The organism is Bowdeniella massiliensis (assembly GCF_023634005.1).
GTDB lineage: Bacteria > Actinomycetota > Actinomycetes > Actinomycetales > Actinomycetaceae > Bowdeniella > Bowdeniella massiliensis.
Genome location: NZ_JALIQR010000010.1, coordinates 78,849 through 95,921, shown reverse-complemented (window position 1 = coordinate 95,921; position 17,073 = coordinate 78,849). Strand labels below are relative to the sequence as shown.

The window sequence follows — 17,073 nt, the reverse complement described above, 5'->3', positions numbered from 1 at the left end:
CCCGCTAGAATGCGAGGCATGACCACTGAGAACCACACCCCGGCCGCTGTCCCCGCTCACCGCTATACGGCGGAGCTTGCGGGCCAGCTAGAGGCCGACTGGCAGCAGCGCTGGGAGACGCGCGGCACCTTCAATGCGGACAATCCCGTGGGTGATCTTGCTGGGCCCAAGGCCGAGCTGGAGCGGTTCTTCGTGCTCGACATGTTCCCCTACCCCTCGGGCAAGGGCCTGCACGTCGGCCACCCGCTCGGCTACATCGCCACCGACGTCGTCGCGCGCTACCAGCGCATGAAGGGCAAGAACGTCGCCTACACCATGGGCTACGACGCCTTCGGCCTGCCCGCCGAGCAGTACGCGGTCCAGACGGGCCAGCATCCGCGCGTCACGACTGACGAAAACATCGCGAATATGCGCCGCCAACTCTCGCGCATTGGGCTCTCGCACGACCTGCGACGCTCCATCGCGACGACGGACGATGATTACGTGAAGTGGACGCAGTGGATCTTCCTGCAGATCTACTCCGCCTGGTATGACCCCGAGGCCACCCGACGCGATGGCGGCAAAGGCTCGGCGCGCCCGATTGCCGAACTCGTCGACGAGTTCACTACCGGCGTGCGCCCGACCCCCGACGGCCGCCCCTTTGCAGAGTATTCGGCCGCCGAGCGCGCCGAACTCATCGACAGCTACCGGCTGGCCTACATTGACTACGCGCCGGTGAACTGGTGCCCCGGACTTGGCACCGTGCTCGCCAATGAAGAGGTCACGAGCGAGGGCCGTTCAGAGCGCGGCAACTTCCCGGTCTTTGCCTCCCGCCTGCGCCAGTGGATGATGCGCATCACCGACTACGCCGACCGCCTTGTCGATGACCTCGAGACGATCGACTGGCCCGACAAGATCCGCGCGATGCAGCGCAACTGGATTGGCCGCTCCGAGGGCGCAACAGTCACCTTCACCGTGCCCGGCGGCGATGGCCGCAGCGAAACCCCGCTGCAGGTCTACACGACGCGGCCCGATACGCTCTTTGGCGCGACATTCATGGTGATCGCGCCGGAGCATCCGCTGCTTGGCAGCGGCGATGATTTGCTCGTTCCGGCCTCGTGGCCGAGCGGCACCCGCGAGGCGTGGACCGGGGGAGCGCAAACCCCGGCCGAGGCCGTCGCCCGCTACCGCGAGCAGGCCGCGCGCCGCTCGGAGGCCGAACGCCAGGACGAAGAGCGCGTCAAGACCGGCGTCTTTACCGGTATTTACGGCATTAACCCCGTTAATGGCGAGCAGGTCCCGATCTTCGTTGCGGACTACGTCCTCATGGGATACGGCACCGGAGCGATCATGGCGGTACCCGCCCACGATGAGCGCGACCACGCCTTTGCGACCCGCTTTGAACTGCCGATCATCCCGACGATCGATTCGCCCGATGGCGTCGAGGACGCCGCATACACCGGCGACGGCGTCATCATTAACTCCGCCAACGAGGACATCAGCCTCAACGGCATGACCAAGGAGGATGCGAAGGCCGCGATGACGGCCTGGCTCGCCGAGCAGGGCCTGGGCGAGGCCACGACGACCTACCGCCTGCGTGACTGGCTCTTTAGCCGGCAGCGCTACTGGGGCGAGCCGTTCCCCGTCGTCTACGACGAGGACGGCCAGGTGCACGCGCTGCCCGAGGAGATGCTGCCCGTCACGCTGCCCGAGATGGATGATTTCTCCCCGCGAACCTTCGATCCGGACGACGCCGCGAGCTCCCCGGAGCCGCCGTTGGGGAGGGCCACGCAGTGGCTCGAGGTCGAGCTCGACCTCGGCGATGGGCTGAAGACCTACCGTCGCGATACCAACACCATGCCCAACTGGGCGGGCTCGTGCTGGTATGAGATGCGCTACCTGGACCCGAACAACGACGATGTGCTCATCGACCCGGCCAATGAGGCCTACTGGATGGGCCCGAAAACGCCGGGCGGCTCCGGCGGCGCGGACCTATACGTCGGCGGCGTCGAACACGCCGTGCTGCACCTGCTATACGCCCGGTTTTGGCACAAGGTGCTCTACGACCTGGGCTACGTCACGAGCTTCGAGCCCTTCCACCGCCTGTTCAACCAGGGCTATATCCAGGCCTATGCCTACGCCGATTCGCGCGGCCAGTACGTGCCGGCCGAAGAGGTCGAGGGCGATGAGAGCGCGGGCTTTACCTGGCAGGGCGAGGCCGTCACGCGCGAATACGGCAAGATGGGCAAGTCGCTGAAGAACATCGTCACGCCCGATGAGATGTGCGAGACCTACGGCGCTGATACATTCCGGCTCTACGAAATGTCGATGGGGCCGCTGGATCTGTCCCGTCCCTGGGAGACGCGCGCCGTCGTTGGTTCGCAGCGATTCTTGCAACGGCTGTGGCGAAACGTCGTTGACGAAAACACCGGCGAGGTCACGGTCACCGAGGAGCCGATGGGCGAGGAGACCGCGCGCCTGGTGGCGCGCACCATCGCCGACGTCACCGAGGAACTTGACAATCTGCGGATGAACACCGCGATCGCCAAGATGATCGTGCTGAACAATCACCTCACCGGGCTTGCGGCAGTGCCGCGCGCCGCGATCGAGCCGCTCATCCTCATGGTCTCCCCGCTCGCGCCGCACATCGCCGAGGAGCTGTGGTCGCGCCTCGGGCACGCCGACTCGCTCGCCTTTGAGCCCTTCCCGCTCGCGGATGCGGACAAGCTCGTCGATGAGACGACGACGTGCGTCGTGCAGGTCGCGGGCAAGGTACGGGACCGGCTCGAGGTTCCCGTCGATATCGCCGACGATGACCTCGCTCAGCTCGCGATCGCCTCGGCCGGTGCGCAGCGCTACCTGGCTGGCCGCGAGCCGATGAAGGTCATCGTGCGCGCGCCCAAGCTCGTCAACATCGTGCCGCCGCGCGACTAGCGGCGGCGGGTGCCGAAGATCGAGCGCGTGATCTCACGCGTGAGCGTCCGGCCCGCGGTGCGCAGCATGTCCTCCATGACGCGCGAGCGCTTCGCGGCCGCACGCTCCTGCTCGCGCCGCGCGGCCTCCGCGTCCTTTTCGGCCTGACGGCGCATCCGCTCGTATTCCTTCTCGCGCGCCTTATCGGCGGCGGCTCGCGCCTTTTCGGCCTCCTTGGCGGCGGCCTCGGCGGCCTTGGCCTCCTCGCGGGCCCGCGCCTCAGCAGCCACGCGCGCTTCGAGGAGCTCGAAGGCGGATTCCGGGTCGACGGCGTCCTTGTAGCGAGCGAGTTTCGCCGACGCGGCTACGTGCGCTTCGGCAACGCCCGGGCTCGCCTCGCCCATGTTCGCGGCGGGCGCGAACAGGCGCGTCGGCGCGACGGGGGTGGGCCGGCCCTTGCGGTCCAGCACGGTGACGACGGCTTCGCCCGTGCCGAGCGAGGTCAGCACCTCGGCCAGGTCATAGGGGGAAGTCGGGAACGTGGAGACGGTTTCCTTCAGCTTCTTCGCGTCCTGCGGCGTGAAGGCTCGCAGCGCGTGCTGCACCCGGGCGCCCAGCTGTGCCAGCACGTCGGCGGGCACGTCCTTGGGGGTCTGCGTGACGAAGAAAATGCCGACGCCCTTGGAGCGCACGAGCCGCACCGTCTTGATGACCTCATCGAGGAAGGCCTTGGAGGCGCCGTTAAACAACAGGTGCGCCTCGTCGAAGAAGAAGACGAGCTTCGGTTTTTCCGCGTCGCCAACCTCAGGCAGCGTCTGGAACAGGGAGGCCAGCAGCCACATGACGAAGGTCGAAAACAGCACGGGCTGATCGTGCACGCTCGGCAGCTCGAGCACGGAGATGACGCCGCCCTCGCCCGTCATGGCGAGCAGGTCAGCGGTATCAAAGGCCGGTTCGCCGAAGAACTCGTCACCGCCCTGCGCCTCGAGCGCGGCAAGTTTACGCAAGATGACGCCGGCCGTCGCGGACGAAATACCGCCGATAGCCTTCAGCGCCTCCTTGCCCTCATCACTTGTGAGATAGGCGACGACGGCGCGCAGGTCCTTGACGTCAATGAGTGCCAGCTGCTGGGAATCGGCCCAGTGGAAGATGAGCTGCAACGCGGATTCTTGCGTGTCGTTCAGCTCTAGGACGCGCGCGAGCAGGAGCGGACCAAAGTCGGTGATCGACGTGCGCACCGGGATCCCGACGCCCGCGCTGCCAAGGCGGTAGAGCTCGACGGGAAATGCGCGTCCGGTCCACTGCTGGCCGAGCGCCTGGGTGCGGGCGCTCAGCTTATCCGAGCCGTGGCCGGCTTCCAGCAGGCCCGTCAGATCGCCCTTGATATCCATGACGAAGCTCGGCACGCCCGCCGCTGATAGCCCCTCGACCATGAGCTGCAGCGTGCGCGTCTTGCCGGTGCCCGTCGCGCCCGCGACGAGGCCGTGACGGTTCATCATGGCAAGCGGTAGCGAGATTCGGGCGCTTGGCACCGGCTGCCCGTCCTCCAGCAGGACGCCGAGCTGAAGCACCTCGCCGTCGAAGCGGTAGCCCTCGGTAATGGTCTGAACCTGGACCGAATCACTCGGCGCCGCGGGCTCCGGGGCCGCGGGCTCTGGCGCGGCAGCGGCGGCGGCGAGGGCGGCTCCAGCGGCTGCGGCGCGCGCGGCGGCGGCTTTGGCTTCGGCTTCCGCGGCTTCGGCGGCGGCCGCGGCCGCCGCGGCCTTCAGGGCAGCGAGATCAGGCGTATCCGTCATAGCCCTATCCTATTCGTGGCAAGCTAGCGATATGACCTTTGCGCTGCTCACGGATTCCTCGTGTGCGCTGCCCGCCGCGAGCCGCGAGGTGGCCCGCGTTCCGATCATCGAGGTACCCCTCAGCGTCGAACACGCAGCGGGCCGCCCCACGACTTCCCAACCCAGCGCGGCCGCACTGCTCGAGGCGCTGGATCGCGCCAGCCTATCCGGCACGCGTCCCGTCATCGCGCCGGTACTGTCCTCCAAGCTGTCCGGCACGGCCCAGGCGCTGCGCCAGATCGTCGTGGAGCACGGCGCCGACTGCCAGGTCATCGATACCCTCACGACGGGCGGCACGCTCGGCCTTGCCGTCCTTGCGGCCTCCCGCGCGACATCACCGGCTGCCGCGGCCGCCATCGTCCGCGAGGTCGTTGCCAAATCCATGACGCAGCTGCTCGTTGGCGATCTCAAGCCGCTCGTCACCGGCGGCCGACTCACCTCGCCGAGCGCGATGATCGGCACCGCCCTCGGCATCGTTCCCATCATCGACGTGCGCGAGGGCCAGCTCCGCCTCGCTGAGGCCGTGCGCGGCAAGAAGCGTGCCCGCAACCGCATGATCGCCCGCGCGCTCACTCACCTCGGGGCGCGGCCCGAGCGAGCCGTGCCCGCTGACGGCGTCGACTGTTTTTGCCACGTCCCAGGGGACGATCCGTTTCCCGATGAGGTCGCCGCTGCTCTCGCCGTCGCGGACGTTCCCGTCCGCGACCTGCACGTTGCCCCGCTGCCGGAGGCCCTGACCGTCCACACCGGGCAGACCTACTGGGGGCTGTGCCTAGCCCCCGCGCTGGCCGCGGATATCCACTAGCGCACCTTCGGGCCTCTTATAGCCCTTTCCCTCCGCCGGCGCCCGCCGCGAGAAGGCAGGCCGCCCTAGGTTGGCGGCATGTCAGATCTGCGCGCTGGGAGCGAACCCATAGAGCGCCGTCGAGTGCGGGTGTTGGCGGGCCCGCGCGTCGTCCTCGCGCTTGTGGCCCTCACCCTCATCAGTGCCGTCGCGGCGCTCGGCTTTCATCTGGCCACCGGAACAACGGCAACGGTCATTGCCACCCCGCCCGCAACGGCCTCACCATCCGGCCCCGTCGTAGTCACCGAAGAGCCCGCGGCGGGCTCCGACATCGTCATTTACCTCACGGGCGAGGTCGAGAAGCCGGGCGTGTACACGCTGCCGGCCACAGCCCGGCTCACCGACGCGATCGCGGCGGCCGGGGGACTGCGCGCGGGGGCCGATCCGGCTGCGCAGAACCTCGCGCGCCATCTGGAAGATGGCGAGCACATCCACGTTCCCAAACCGGGGGAGGCCCCGCCCGCCGCGGCAGGGGCCGCAACGCCAGCCGAGGGACTGATCAACGTCAACACCGCGACGAGCGAACAGCTCCAACAGATCTCCGGCATCGGGCCCGCCCTCGCCGAACGCATCATCAACCACCGCGAGACCAACGGGCCGTTCGCATCCGTCGACGCGCTTGATGACGTATCCGGGATTGGACCCGCGCTGTTATCGCGGCTGCGCGAAAAGGTCGAGGCGAAGTGAAATCTCGCCGCCCGGCTCTCGATCTACGCCTTGCTCCACTGGCCCTTGGCACATGGGCCGGGGCATGGCTTGTCCTTTCCGCGCCGCGCACGATCGCCCTCGCGGCCTTCCTTATGGCGAGCCTGCTTGCGGCGCTCAGCCATGCCCGCCGGCGCGGCCGCCACCGCGATAGCGAACGCAGCGTCCTTGCAGTCTTTATCGCCGTCGGGCTAGGGCTCGGCATCCTCACGAGCGGCGTGCATGTCGCGACCCGCGGGACCATCATCGCCGAGGCGGCCGAGCGCGGCACCGACAACCTCGTCGTCTCGATCGAGGCGATCGCCCGCACCGATCCGGTCGCGATCATCGGCCCGGAGTGGGCAGGGGACCGCCGCCGATTCATCGCCGACGCTACGCGCGTGTGTCTGAAAGGGCAGTGCCATGCCAGCCGTGAGGTCGTCACGATCCTCGGGCCAACAAGCGACATCAGCGCGGGCAGTAGAATCACCGCGAGCGGGCGGCTGCGGGCGGCGCGCCCTGGTGAAGAGTCGCCCGCGCTCCTGTCCGCCAGCAAACTGGCCGAGAGTTCACCGCCACGCGGACTTGGGGCCCTCACCGCTCGGATCCGAACTGACTTCCGGGCCGTGGCCGACGAACTCTCGCCCCAGGGGGCGGGCCTCGTGCCGGGGATCTCGATCGGCGATCGCTCCCGCCTGCCAGCAAGTCTCGATGACGCTATGAAGGCCGCCTCCCTCACCCATTTGACGGCGGTCTCCGGTGCCCATGTCGCCATCATCCTTGCGACCGTTCTCCTGCTGACCGCTGCGCTGCCACGGTGGGCGGGCATTGCCGCGGGTGCGGCCACCCTCATTGGGATGTTCCTGCTCGTCGGCCCCATGCCCTCAATCAAACGCGCCACCGTCATGGGCCTAGTCGTGCTGCTTGCGCGGCTGCGCGGCAGAGCACCGACGGGCCTGCCAGCCCTCAGCGTGGCGGTAATTACCGTCGTTGTGACCTGGCCGCATTCTGCTCGCAGCTACGGCTTCGCCCTGTCCGTCACCGCGACCGCTGGCCTGATGCTCCTGACACCCATCATGACCCGCGTGTTAGCGCGGTTCTTCTCCCAACGACTGGCCCGTGCGCTCGCTGTGCCGCTAGCTGCACAACTGGCATGTACGCCGATCATCGCTCTCATGATTTCCGAGGTCCAAACCTATGGAATCTTCGCCAACCTCATCGCCACACCCGCGTTCATCCCAGCACTGCTGACCGCGATGCCGGCGGCCCTGCTCGCTCCGGTTTTTCCCCGGGCCGCAAGCGTTCTGGCCCAGGTATCGTCGGGTTTTACGTGGTGGCTAGCGCGAGTGGCTCAGTTCTTTGCCGAATTGCCCGTGGCTCGCTACGGCCTGCCGGAGGGGATTGGTGGCGTCGCGATCGCAATCGGTGGATGCCTCGTGGTTCTTGGTACGGTCATTGCCGCTGACCGGTGGCTATCCACCCGGCCACGAAAACGTCAGGCTTCCCGTCGCCGCATGCGGGCGGCACTGGCAATCGCTATGGCTGCCGTCATTTGCGGCGTTGTCACCTACCGCTGGGCGAGCGGTGGAGTCCGCGAGTGGGATATGTGGCAGTGCGATGTCGGACAAGGCTCGGCATTCCTCATCCGCGCAGGTCCGACCTCGGCGCTCCTCGTTGATACCGGCAGTCCCGGCGCCGGTATCGAACGCTGCCTATCTCAGGCCGGCATTTCAAATCTCCCCTTCGTTTTCCTCTCTCACCCGCACTCCGATCACGTCGGTGGTCTGCACGATGTACTCGTCGGTGTGGACGTAGGGCAGATCATCATCGGTCCCAGCCGTCACCCGAGCGCAAACACAGAGCAGACGGCTCAACTCGCGGCATCGGCCGACATCGACGTCACCGATGCTGTGCGGGAGCGAAGGCACCTCACCGGTTCAAGTGGGCAGGCCACGTGGCAAATCTGGGGCCCTAGTAGTGCCGTCGCCGATAGTTGGGACCACGACGCTGGTGCTAATGATCTCTCGCTTGTGGTGTATGCCGAATCCGGGGACATACGCGCCCTCATCTTGGGCGACCTTGAAATGGAAGGGCAGGCCGAGCTTTATCGTCGGCTATCAGCGGTGTGTTCGGTCCCGCGCTGTCCCGAGATCGATGTGCTGGTGATGGCTCACCACGGCTCGGGGCGTCAGCTGCCAGAACTCGCACATCAGTTGGCGGCTCCTGTCGTGGTCATCTCGGTAGGAGCCGATAACGACTATGGCCACCCCACAGCGTCGGCGATCGAGCTGTATGAGGCGAGCGGCGGAACAATCTTCCGCACCGACCGAGACGGCGCATTGACCTTTCACGCCACGCCAGACGGCGTCGCTGTGACGCGCCGCGGCGGATCGTGAGAAAGTGAAGGCGTGCCTCCCCGTCAACGAAAAGCCCCCGCCGGACTCAGCTGGGACATCGTGGAACTCGCGCCCGTAGTCCTCATCAAAGGCCCCGAAGCGGTCCTCGCCGACCGCGCACGAACCCGACTGATGCGCCAAGCTCGCGACATCGACCCGGATACCGAGATCACTCATGTTGATGCGGCAGCCTATGCGCCTGCGCAGCTTGGTGTGTTGACCTCTCCGTCGCTCTTCGGCGAGCGGCGACTCATCATGGTGGACAACGCAAACCAAATGAACGATTCGTTTCTTACGGAGATGCTGGACTACCTCAAACACGTCGAGGAGGACTGCTGGGTCATTGTCCACCACGGCGGGGGACAACGCGGTAAGAAGCTCCTCGATGCGCTAGCTACTGCGGGGCCCGTAGTTGCGTGTGAGGAAATCAAAACCGATGGCGATAAGGCCGCATTTATTGCGCAGGACTTTCGGCGCGCTCGGCGACGTATCGATAGGGAGGCTGTGACCGCGCTCGTTGAGGCGGTCGGCTCGGATGTGGCTGAACTCGCTGCAGCCTCGGCGCAGCTTATTGCTGATACCTCCGGGACCGTCACGACTGATGTCGTCAAGCGCTACTACGGAAACCGGGTGGAAGCCTCTGGGTTCGCCGTCGCCGATGCGGCGCTCGCGGGCGATATTCCCAAAGCCCTGGCACTGTTACGACACGCCATCGATACCGGCACGTCACCCGTGCCGCTCGTTGCCGCGCTGGCGATGAAACTGCGCTCGTTGGCGAAGGTGGGCGGAATGCAAGCGCGGGGGCTGAACGCACGCGATGTAGGGCTCGCCCCCTGGCAGATCGACCGTGCTCGCCGCGAGCTGCGCGGATGGCGTCCGGAAGGTTTGGGAGCCGCAATCATCGCGGTCGCGCAAGCCGATGAGGACGTCAAGGGCGGAGGCAAGGATCCGGTCTACGCGGTCGAGAAAGCCATTTTGGCCATTGGTGCGGCACGCCGCTAGAGAAACGAAAACCGCCGATGACCGGAGCGGTCTCGGCGGTTTCGAATCAGCGTGTGCTGGAGCGTCCTTACAGGGAGTTAACGGCGCGGGCGAGCTTGCCCTTGCGGTTGGCTGCCTGGTTCTTGTGGATGACGCCCTTGGAGTGAGCCTTGTCGAGCTTGCGGCTCGCGACAGTGAGCGCCTTTTCGGCGGCGTCCTTATCGCCCGCAGCAACTGCCTCACGGACACGACGGACGTACGTCTTGAGCTCGCTCTTCACAGCCTTGTTGCGCTGACGAGCCTTTTCGTTCGTCTTGTTGCGCTTGATCTGAGACTTGATGTTAGCCACTTGTGGTGAACTCTTTCGTTGTTCGCTTGCGCGATCGGATTCGGTCAGTGAGGGATAGTGTCGGCGCCGGGACTGGGCCGTGGGGATGGCACGTGGTTGGCTCCGACAGGTGCGCCACACGACCATGCGGTACACCGAGGATCAACACTATCACCGAAACCCCCTAACGCCGCTAGTGAATCCCAGCGCTAATGCCCACCGTCAGGTGTGAATCACCGCACCCTGGCGCGTCGGTATAGTGAACCCGTTAATGGAACAAGGGGGACAGCAGTGGAAGTGTGGCGACTCAACCATCCCGAATTCGGTGAGCTTGTCGTCCGTATCGCCCGGCCTGTCGAACTTCACCTGTATGACCCGCAGTTCCCGCGTAAGGACACGGCCTCTCCCGATTGGGAAGAACGAGACAGCCCCAAGAATCGACTCACTGCGTTACTCATCAAGCTGAAGGATCGCCGTGCGTCAGGCAAAGAACGGTCGATGCTCTTCACTGTCAATGGCGAGGTTCGTGCGCGCTTAAAGGACATGAAACGAGCGAAAGTGCCCGTCAAGCTCGAGGCCGACGAAGGGGAGGACGAGCCTGACATCCCGACGGGTACCGTGCCAATCGGCATTGAGCCCTTCATCGATATCGATGTCAACCTTTTTGGGGAACCTCGCTCGATCTACTTTCGCGATCGCGGCAGCGACGAAGTCGCGCTGTTTGATGTCCCGAACAACTCGCCGGCAGAGCGTCGGTTCAAGGCAATGGAAGCCTCCCCCTGGAAACGCTTGGTTTTCCCGATCATGGCGGGCATGGGCAAGGTGGGGTGGGCGCTCATCGTCATTCTCGCCGCACCACTGATCGAACGGATAGTGACGTGGTTCCTCAGTTTCCTGCCCGAGATCAATATCCCGTGGCCACAGATCAATATCCCTTGGCCAGAAATCAATATCCCGTGGCCGGAGATCAATATTCCTTGGCCCGAGATCTCGCTGCCATCACTTCCTGCATTGCCTGCCTGGTTGGAGTGGTTGATTGACCATCCCAAGCTGTGGATGCCGATCCTGATCGGCATCGTTGCAGGAATTCTCGGCATGCGACGCGCTAAGAGATCCGCCAAGACACGCAAGTCCTGGCAAGAGCGGCAGGCTAGCCCTGATGAAGAGAAATCAACGCGTCAGTCACCGCATCAAAGATCGGCTTGTCGAGACGACCACCTTCGCGACGAATAACATCGGGCGACACCCACAACAGCCGGTCGAGACGCACCTCTGACGGGCGGCCGCGACGATCCCAGACACCGCTGCCCACATCCATCCAGTAGCGGCCGTAGCGCGCTTCCTTATCTGCGTCCCGGTCGTGGTCCTTGCTCGTGAGCTGGGCGATGATCAGTTGATTGCTCTCCCGGGCGAGGACGAGGACCGGACGGTCCTTACCCTGGGTGGCGTCTTCTTCGTAGGGCACCCACGTCCAGACGACTTCGCCGGGATCGGCATCACCGTCGAGTTCAGGTGAGTACTCGAAGCGAGGCAAGCCGCGCGTCGTGTCGTACTCGCCGATGGTTGCGCTGGCACGTGGCGCCGGCTGGACCCGGCGCGGTGAGGCGCTCGTGCGGGATGACTTTAAGGCATCGGTCGCGAGTTGGGAGACAAGTCGCAAACCGCGTCGAAACAGGGAATTCACGTCTCCACTGTACAAAGGAGACGCGTTGTTAGCTCAAGAGCAAGGCAAATGCGCACACGGTGAAGCCGAATAGGGCGAGGGGGAGCGCCGCTGCGGTCCCGATAAACGACCCAATGATGATTCGAAGGTCGTGCTTGAGGTACGGCGCATTGACAACCCCACCCGCGGCGCGAATAAGGCCGCGTTGGGCGGCTTCGATGCGCGGAAAGTACTTCGCTGTGCGAATTGTCGTTTCGCGATAGGCCTCACCGAGGGCTTGTGCCTCGTCGTGCAGCGCCGAGTTCACCGCACCCGATGATTGATGCGGCGCGACTTCCTGATCATGGCTGACGACGTCATCATCGATGACGACGGCGACGCCGGTTGCCTGACGCTCGAGATCGTCCAAGTTGCGTCGCAGGATTTCCCGGTAGATGCCGAACGCCGCGATAAAGATCCATAGCACGATGGCAAGCGCGAGCGGCAAGAACCGGATCGGTGACGAGGAGGAGGCAATGACAGCCAGCGACATGAGGGTCAGCAGACCGGTTGCCCCTGCTGCAGCCATGAGGAGTAGCCCTCCCGGTTTGTGTGCAATGCGCAGCAGGGTTGGCAGCAGCTTCGTGACAGTCTGCGACGATGTCATGTCTTTACTCTGACACCGCCGGCGGCCCAAAGCACGCCTAAACGTGGCGCGTTCGTCCTTGGCGCAACTGGGTTAGATCCTTGCGGTCATGCGACAATGGCGCGGACGACGTTTTGGGAAATGAGGAATCTGTTCGTGCCCCTGAGCAATAACCCGGCCCTTGATGCCATTCGCCCCGCGGCCACCGACCCGTCGCTGCTGCGTAACTTCTGCATCATTGCGCATATCGACCACGGCAAGTCGACGCTTGCTGACCGCATGCTCCAACTCACGGGGGTAGTCGAGGAGCGACTCATGCGCTCCCAGTACCTCGATCGCATGGATATCGAACGCGAGCGCGGGATCACGATCAAATCTCAGGCCGTCAGGATGCCCTGGGTCGTGAGCGAGCAGCCCTACGCGCTCAACATGATTGACACGCCCGGCCACGTCGACTTCTCCTATGAGGTCTCACGCTCGCTTGCGGCCTGCGAGGGTGCGGTCCTGCTCGTGGATGCAGCCCAGGGGATTGAGGCGCAGACTCTCGCCAATCTTTATATGGCGCTCGAAAACGATCTGACGATCATCCCGGTCTTGAACAAGATCGATCTGCCCGCGGCCCAACCCGAGAAGTATGCGGAGGAACTTGCCGGACTCATTGGTGGCGAGCCCGAGGACTGTCTGCGGGTCTCCGGTAAGACCGGCGCCGGCGTGACCGAATTGCTCGACCGAATCGTCGCCGAAATCCCCGCTCCGCAGGGTGATTCCGACGGACCCACCCGCGCCATGATCTTTGATTCGGTGTACGACACCTACCGCGGCGTCGTCACCTATGTGCGCGTCATCGACGGTCATATCGAGCCGCGCGACCGCATCGAGATGCTCTCGACGAAGGCCCGTCACGAGCTGCTGGAAATTGGGGTGATTTCTCCGGAGCCCACGCCGTCGAAGGGTCTTGGCGTCGGCGAGGTCGGCTACCTCATTACCGGTGTGAAGGATGTTCGCCAGTCGCGTGTCGGTGACACCGTCACGACGACCGCTCGCGAAGCAACCGAGCCACTCGCGGGCTACCGCGATCCACAGCCGATGGTCTTTTCAGGCCTGTATCCGATTGACGGTTCGGATTATCCGGCGCTGCGAGAGGCACTCGACAAACTCAAGCTGAATGACGCTGCCCTCGTCTACGAGCCGGAAACCTCCGCGGCCCTTGGTTTCGGTTACCGCTGCGGATTCCTTGGCCTGCTTCACCTCGAAATCGTGCGGGAGCGATTGGAGCGCGAGTTCAATCTCGACCTCATCTCAACTGCGCCCAACGTCGTCTACACCGTCGAGATGGAAGACCGCACCACGGTGACCGTGACGAACCCGTCGGAGTTTCCCGACGGGAAGGTCCACGCCGTGCACGAGCCCATGGTCAAGGCGACGATTTTGCTGCCAAGTGATTTCGTCGGGGCCGTTATGGAACTGTGCCAAAATCGCCGCGGCAACCTGCTTGGAATGGACTACCTCTCTCCGGAGCGTGTCGAGCTGCGCTATGAGCTGCCGCTCGCCGAGATCGTGTTCGACTTTTTCGATCAGCTCAAATCGCGCACGAAGGGCTATGCCTCCCTCGACTACGACATGGCGGGCGACCAGGTCGCGAATCTCGTCAAGGTCGACATCCTGCTGCATGGCGACACGGTCGACGCCTTTTCCGCCATTGTCCACCGCGACAAGGCCTACGAGTACGGCGTGGAGATGGCCGGCAAACTCAAGAACCTCATCCCGCGCCAGCAATTCGAGGTTCCCATTCAAGCCGCGATCGGCTCGCGCATCATTGCTCGCGAGACCATCCGCGCGCTCCGCAAGGACATGCTCGCCAAGTGCTACGGCGGCGATATCTCCCGGAAGCGCAAACTGCTGGAAAAGCAGAAGGAAGGCAAGAAGCGGATGAAGGCCATCGGTCGCGTCGAGGTGCCGCAGGAGGCCTTTGTTGCGGCGCTATCCTCGGATGCGCCGACGGGCAAAAAATGACCGTCCTCGGACGAGTCGAGGCGGTGTGCTTAGCGCACCCTGTCTTGACGGTGGTGCCGGGACCGGTGGGTCTGAGCGCAATTGACAAGCGGCCGACCGCAAAGCCCGTGGTGGTCGACGACCTTGGCCTGCAGGGCGATATCCAATGCGCCCGCAAACACCACGGTGGCCGTGATAAAGCCATCTACGTTATGGACTCGGCTGAGTTCGCATACTGGGAACGTGAACTCGTAACAGACCTGCCCTATGGCCACTTTGGCGAGAACCTGCGCATCGCGTCACCCACGGGCTGGGGCATCGACGATGCAGAGATCGGTGAAAAGTGGCGCATCGGGGGTATCGAGGTTGAGGTGACGGGGCCGCGTAACCCGTGCGCGACGTTTTCGTTTCACATGGGTATTGAGCGCTGGAATCGCACCTTTCGTCAGCGGGGACGACCCGGGGTCTATCTCAAGGTCCACAAGCCCGGCACGATCACCGCAGGCGATAGCGTCGAACTCCTCGATCGACCCGGCCATGGAGTCTCAGTGACACAGTGGTTTTCACACCACGATCCCGCTGATGCCCGCGCGATCCTCGCGCTGCACGACGCCGGCGAGATGACCGTGGCGCCCTACACGTTGAAGTACCTCATCGCGGCCGTCATGCGGGAGGGATAGCAGAATGACGAACAGGTATCACGCCCGCACGACATCATTCGTCCGTCGCGGTGAGCGCATGACCCGATCCCAGGCCGCGGCGTGGGAGAGGTTCGCTGACGATCGTGTGATCGAGGTGGAACGAGCCGACGGTTTTACGACCGTCGCTCCAGATCAGACCTTGGATCTGGCAGCGATCTTTGGTGGCCCCGCACAGCGCACGATCATCGAAATCGGCACCGGAACGGGCGATCAGATCGTTCACGCGGCCGCGCTCAACCCCGATACTCACTTCATCGGCTTTGAGGTCTGGCGGCCCGGAATCGCCCAGGCGCTTGTGAAGGCCAACCAGGCCGGCGTGAGCAATCTGCGCTTCATCCAGGCGGACGCCGAGCAGGGACTGACTCACCTTTTTGCCGCCAACAGCATCGATGAGGTCTGGACGTTCTTCCCGGACCCTTGGCAGAAATCACGCCACCACAAGCGTCGACTCGTCAAGGAGACTTTCGCGACCGACGTCGCCCAGGTGCTAGTCGATGGTGGTGCCTGGCGACTAGCGACCGATTGGCGCGCCTACGCCTCACACATGATTCACGTCCTGTCGGCGCACCCCGATTTCGAGCTCTATAACCAGGGCCGCTTTGCGGGACGAACGCTCACCAAGTTCGAAGCCCGCGCTGAAGCCGAAGGACGCTTCCCCTACGACCTGGTTGCCTACCGGAAGGCCCGATAGTGCCGGCTTTTCCCGACGGCGAGCCAGCACCCGAATCCGGCGCGCTGCCCGAATCAGCCCGCCACGGCGCCGCCGAGCGTCCATGGTCCGCCTACGTCCACGTGCCATTTTGCTCGGTGCGCTGCGGCTACTGCGACTTCAACACCTATACGGCCAGAGAGCTTGGCCCCGGCGCGGACCGAGACCAATACGCCAATACGCTCACCACCGAGATTGAGCTTGCGGGCGCCGTGCTCGCCGAGTTTCCAGAGCGAGAACTCGACACCGTGTTCTTTGGCGGCGGCACCCCGACCTTGCTGCCTGCCGCAGATCTCGCAGCCATGCTTGATGCGCTGAAACAGCGTTTCGGGCTGGTACCAGGCGCGGAAGTGACGACTGAAGCGAACCCGGATACCTTGAGCGACAGCTATGCTGCTGAGCTCGCAGCCGCCGGGTTCACTCGGGTCTCGATCGGCATGCAATCCGCCGACGAGCGCGTCCTTTCGGTGCTCGACAGAACCCACAATCCGGACAATGTCGCGACGGCCATTGCTGCCGCCAAGAACGCTGGCCTGTCGTGCTCCCTCGATCTGATCTACGGCACCCCCGGCGAGTCACATGACTCGTGGCGGACGTCGCTGCAGGCGGCTATTGCTCTCGTGCCGGACCACATCTCGGCCTACGCCCTTGGGATCGAGGAGGGAACAAAGATGGGCGCCGACGTTCGGCGCGGTCTGCTGCCTGACGTCGACCCCGACGTACAGGCCGACCGGTACGAGATCGCCAACGAGCTCCTCACCGCTGCCGGATACCCGTGGTACGAAGTCTCAAACTTCGCACGCCCCGGCCACGAATGCCGACACAACATCCATTACTGGCGTAACTCCGACTGGTGGGGTTTCGGACCGGGAGCGCACTCGCATATCGGCGGGGTGCGGTGGTGGAACGTGAAGCATCCTCGCGCTTACGCTCAGCTGCTCGCGACCGGCGTCTCGCCCGCACACGCCCGCGAGGTACTGTCCGATCGGGCGCGCCACGAGGAGCACGTCATGCTCGGTATCCGGTTGCGTGAGGGAATAGCCATCCCGATGGACGCACGAGCTGAGATCGATACCTTGGTGGGCGACGGACTTATTGATGCCACCGCGGCCGCCGACGGGCGCGCTGTTCTCACACTGCGGGGCCGGCTGCTAGCCGACCGGGTCACCTATGCGCTGCTCGGGATCTAGGGCAGGTGTGCCGATAGGAGGAATTGCAACGGCTCGCCTCCGTGCTTGAGGCGGAAACCGTCCTCGCATTCCTCCATCGCATCGGGCCAGATCCGCCACGCCGCGGTCCGCGATTCCTCGAATGCATCAAGCCTCAAACCGGCGTCCCATACCGCGGTGATGACCTCACCGATTGAGTGACTCGACTGGTGATTGCGCGCCGCAGTAAGCGGCGGTCGTCTCAATTGGCGGCG

General features: G+C 64.6%; 15 protein-coding genes. 10 read left to right on the top strand and 5 right to left on the bottom strand.

All coding sequences use genetic code 11. The features are described from left to right. Window positions 1-18: 18 nt before the first annotated feature. Window positions 19-2,913 carry a leucine--tRNA ligase gene (leuS, locus tag MUN85_RS08365; protein WP_250506292.1) on the top strand — a complete coding sequence of 965 codons (2,895 nt, stop codon included), beginning with the start codon at window positions 19-21 and terminating at the stop codon, window positions 2,911-2,913. On the opposite strand, the gene MUN85_RS08360 is transcribed toward leuS, so the two are convergent. Then, the gene (locus MUN85_RS08360) at window positions 2,910-4,688 is read right to left on the bottom strand and encodes a helicase HerA-like domain-containing protein (protein ID WP_250506291.1); all 1,779 of its coding nucleotides are present in this window, start codon (window positions 4,686-4,688) and stop codon (window positions 2,910-2,912) included. The two genes, leuS and MUN85_RS08360, sit on opposite strands and share 4 nt — an antisense overlap. Before the next feature lie 31 nt (window positions 4,689-4,719). Between MUN85_RS08360 and MUN85_RS08355 the strand changes: the two genes are divergently transcribed. The 4 genes from MUN85_RS08355 (at window position 4,720) to holA (ending at window position 9,653) form a co-directional block, all read left to right on the top strand. Beyond that, the gene (locus tag MUN85_RS08355; protein WP_250506290.1) at window positions 4,720-5,532 is read left to right on the top strand and encodes a DegV family protein; all 813 of its coding nucleotides are present in this window, start codon (window positions 4,720-4,722) and stop codon (window positions 5,530-5,532) included. 78 nt (window positions 5,533-5,610) lie between these two features. After that, a complete protein-coding gene (locus tag MUN85_RS08350) occupies window positions 5,611-6,258 on the top strand; it encodes a ComEA family DNA-binding protein (protein ID WP_250506289.1) in 648 nt (215 codons plus the stop codon). After that, a complete protein-coding gene (locus MUN85_RS08345; RefSeq protein WP_250506288.1) occupies window positions 6,255-8,651 on the top strand; it encodes a ComEC/Rec2 family competence protein in 2,397 nt (798 codons plus the stop codon). Before MUN85_RS08350 ends, MUN85_RS08345 begins: the two co-directional genes overlap by 4 nt. Before the next feature lie 12 nt (window positions 8,652-8,663). Continuing rightward, entirely contained in the window at window positions 8,664-9,653 is a 990-nt protein-coding gene (holA, locus tag MUN85_RS08340; RefSeq protein WP_250506287.1) for a DNA polymerase III subunit delta, read from the top strand. 67 nt (window positions 9,654-9,720) lie between these two features. On the opposite strand, the gene rpsT is transcribed toward holA, so the two are convergent. Next, entirely contained in the window at window positions 9,721-9,981 is a 261-nt protein-coding gene (rpsT, locus tag MUN85_RS08335; RefSeq protein WP_092561227.1) for a 30S ribosomal protein S20, read from the bottom strand. Between the two features lie 270 nt (window positions 9,982-10,251). Here rpsT and MUN85_RS08330 point away from each other — a divergent pair, with 270 nt between their 5' ends. Continuing rightward, on the top strand, window positions 10,252-11,193 hold the full coding sequence (locus MUN85_RS08330) for a hypothetical protein (RefSeq protein WP_250506286.1): 942 nt from the start codon (window positions 10,252-10,254) through the stop codon (window positions 11,191-11,193). On the opposite strand, the gene MUN85_RS08325 is transcribed toward MUN85_RS08330, so the two are convergent. Beyond that, on the bottom strand, window positions 11,111-11,644 hold the full coding sequence (locus tag MUN85_RS08325; RefSeq protein ID WP_250506285.1) for a type II toxin-antitoxin system PemK/MazF family toxin: 534 nt from the start codon (window positions 11,642-11,644) through the stop codon (window positions 11,111-11,113). The two genes, MUN85_RS08330 and MUN85_RS08325, sit on opposite strands and share 83 nt — an antisense overlap. Window positions 11,645-11,672: 28 nt before the next feature. Then, the gene (locus MUN85_RS08320) at window positions 11,673-12,269 is read right to left on the bottom strand and encodes a hypothetical protein (protein ID WP_250506284.1); all 597 of its coding nucleotides are present in this window, start codon (window positions 12,267-12,269) and stop codon (window positions 11,673-11,675) included. A gap of 120 nt (window positions 12,270-12,389) precedes the next feature. Here MUN85_RS08320 and lepA point away from each other — a divergent pair, with 120 nt between their 5' ends. Genes lepA through hemW form a run of 4 tightly spaced genes read left to right on the top strand, consistent with a single transcriptional unit; the run spans window position 12,390 to window position 16,840 of the window. Next, on the top strand, window positions 12,390-14,261 hold the full coding sequence (gene lepA, locus MUN85_RS08315) for a translation elongation factor 4 (protein ID WP_250506283.1): 1,872 nt from the start codon (window positions 12,390-12,392) through the stop codon (window positions 14,259-14,261). Next, the gene (locus MUN85_RS08310) at window positions 14,258-14,920 is read left to right on the top strand and encodes an MOSC domain-containing protein (protein WP_250506282.1); all 663 of its coding nucleotides are present in this window, start codon (window positions 14,258-14,260) and stop codon (window positions 14,918-14,920) included. Before lepA ends, MUN85_RS08310 begins: the two co-directional genes overlap by 4 nt. 4 nt (window positions 14,921-14,924) lie before the next feature. Further along, window positions 14,925-15,632 (top strand): tRNA (guanosine(46)-N7)-methyltransferase TrmB, encoded by a 708-nt coding sequence (gene trmB / locus MUN85_RS08305; protein ID WP_250506281.1) that lies wholly within the window; start codon window positions 14,925-14,927, stop codon window positions 15,630-15,632. Then, window positions 15,629-16,840, top strand: coding sequence for a radical SAM family heme chaperone HemW (gene hemW / locus MUN85_RS08300; protein ID WP_431603553.1), 1,212 nt, complete (start codon window positions 15,629-15,631; stop codon window positions 16,838-16,840). Before trmB ends, hemW begins: the two co-directional genes overlap by 4 nt. On the opposite strand, the gene MUN85_RS08295 is transcribed toward hemW, so the two are convergent. Beyond that, a complete protein-coding gene (locus MUN85_RS08295; RefSeq protein ID WP_250506279.1) occupies window positions 16,837-17,064 on the bottom strand; it encodes a hypothetical protein in 228 nt (75 codons plus the stop codon). The genes hemW and MUN85_RS08295 overlap by 4 nt on opposite strands. Window positions 17,065-17,073 lie beyond the last annotated feature (9 nt).

What these genes read in the sequence shown, in the direction of transcription:
- MUN85_RS08310 (WP_250506282.1), top strand. Translation starts at nt 14,258, where the DNA reads ATGACCGTCCTCGGACGAGTCGAGGCGGTGTGCTTAGCGCACCCTGTC.
- MUN85_RS08355 (WP_250506290.1), top strand. Translation starts at nt 4,720, where the DNA reads ATGACCTTTGCGCTGCTCACGGATTCCTCGTGTGCGCTGCCCGCCGCG.
- leuS (WP_250506292.1), top strand. Translation starts at nt 19, where the DNA reads ATGACCACTGAGAACCACACCCCGGCCGCTGTCCCCGCTCACCGCTAT.
- MUN85_RS08320 (WP_250506284.1), bottom strand. Translation starts at nt 12,269, where the DNA reads ATGACATCGTCGCAGACTGTCACGAAGCTGCTGCCAACCCTGCTGCGC.
- trmB (WP_250506281.1), top strand. Translation starts at nt 14,925, where the DNA reads ATGACGAACAGGTATCACGCCCGCACGACATCATTCGTCCGTCGCGGT.
- MUN85_RS08360 (WP_250506291.1), bottom strand. Translation starts at nt 4,688, where the DNA reads ATGACGGATACGCCTGATCTCGCTGCCCTGAAGGCCGCGGCGGCCGCG.
- MUN85_RS08350 (WP_250506289.1), top strand. Translation starts at nt 5,611, where the DNA reads ATGTCAGATCTGCGCGCTGGGAGCGAACCCATAGAGCGCCGTCGAGTG.
- lepA (WP_250506283.1), top strand. Translation starts at nt 12,390, where the DNA reads ATGAGGAATCTGTTCGTGCCCCTGAGCAATAACCCGGCCCTTGATGCC.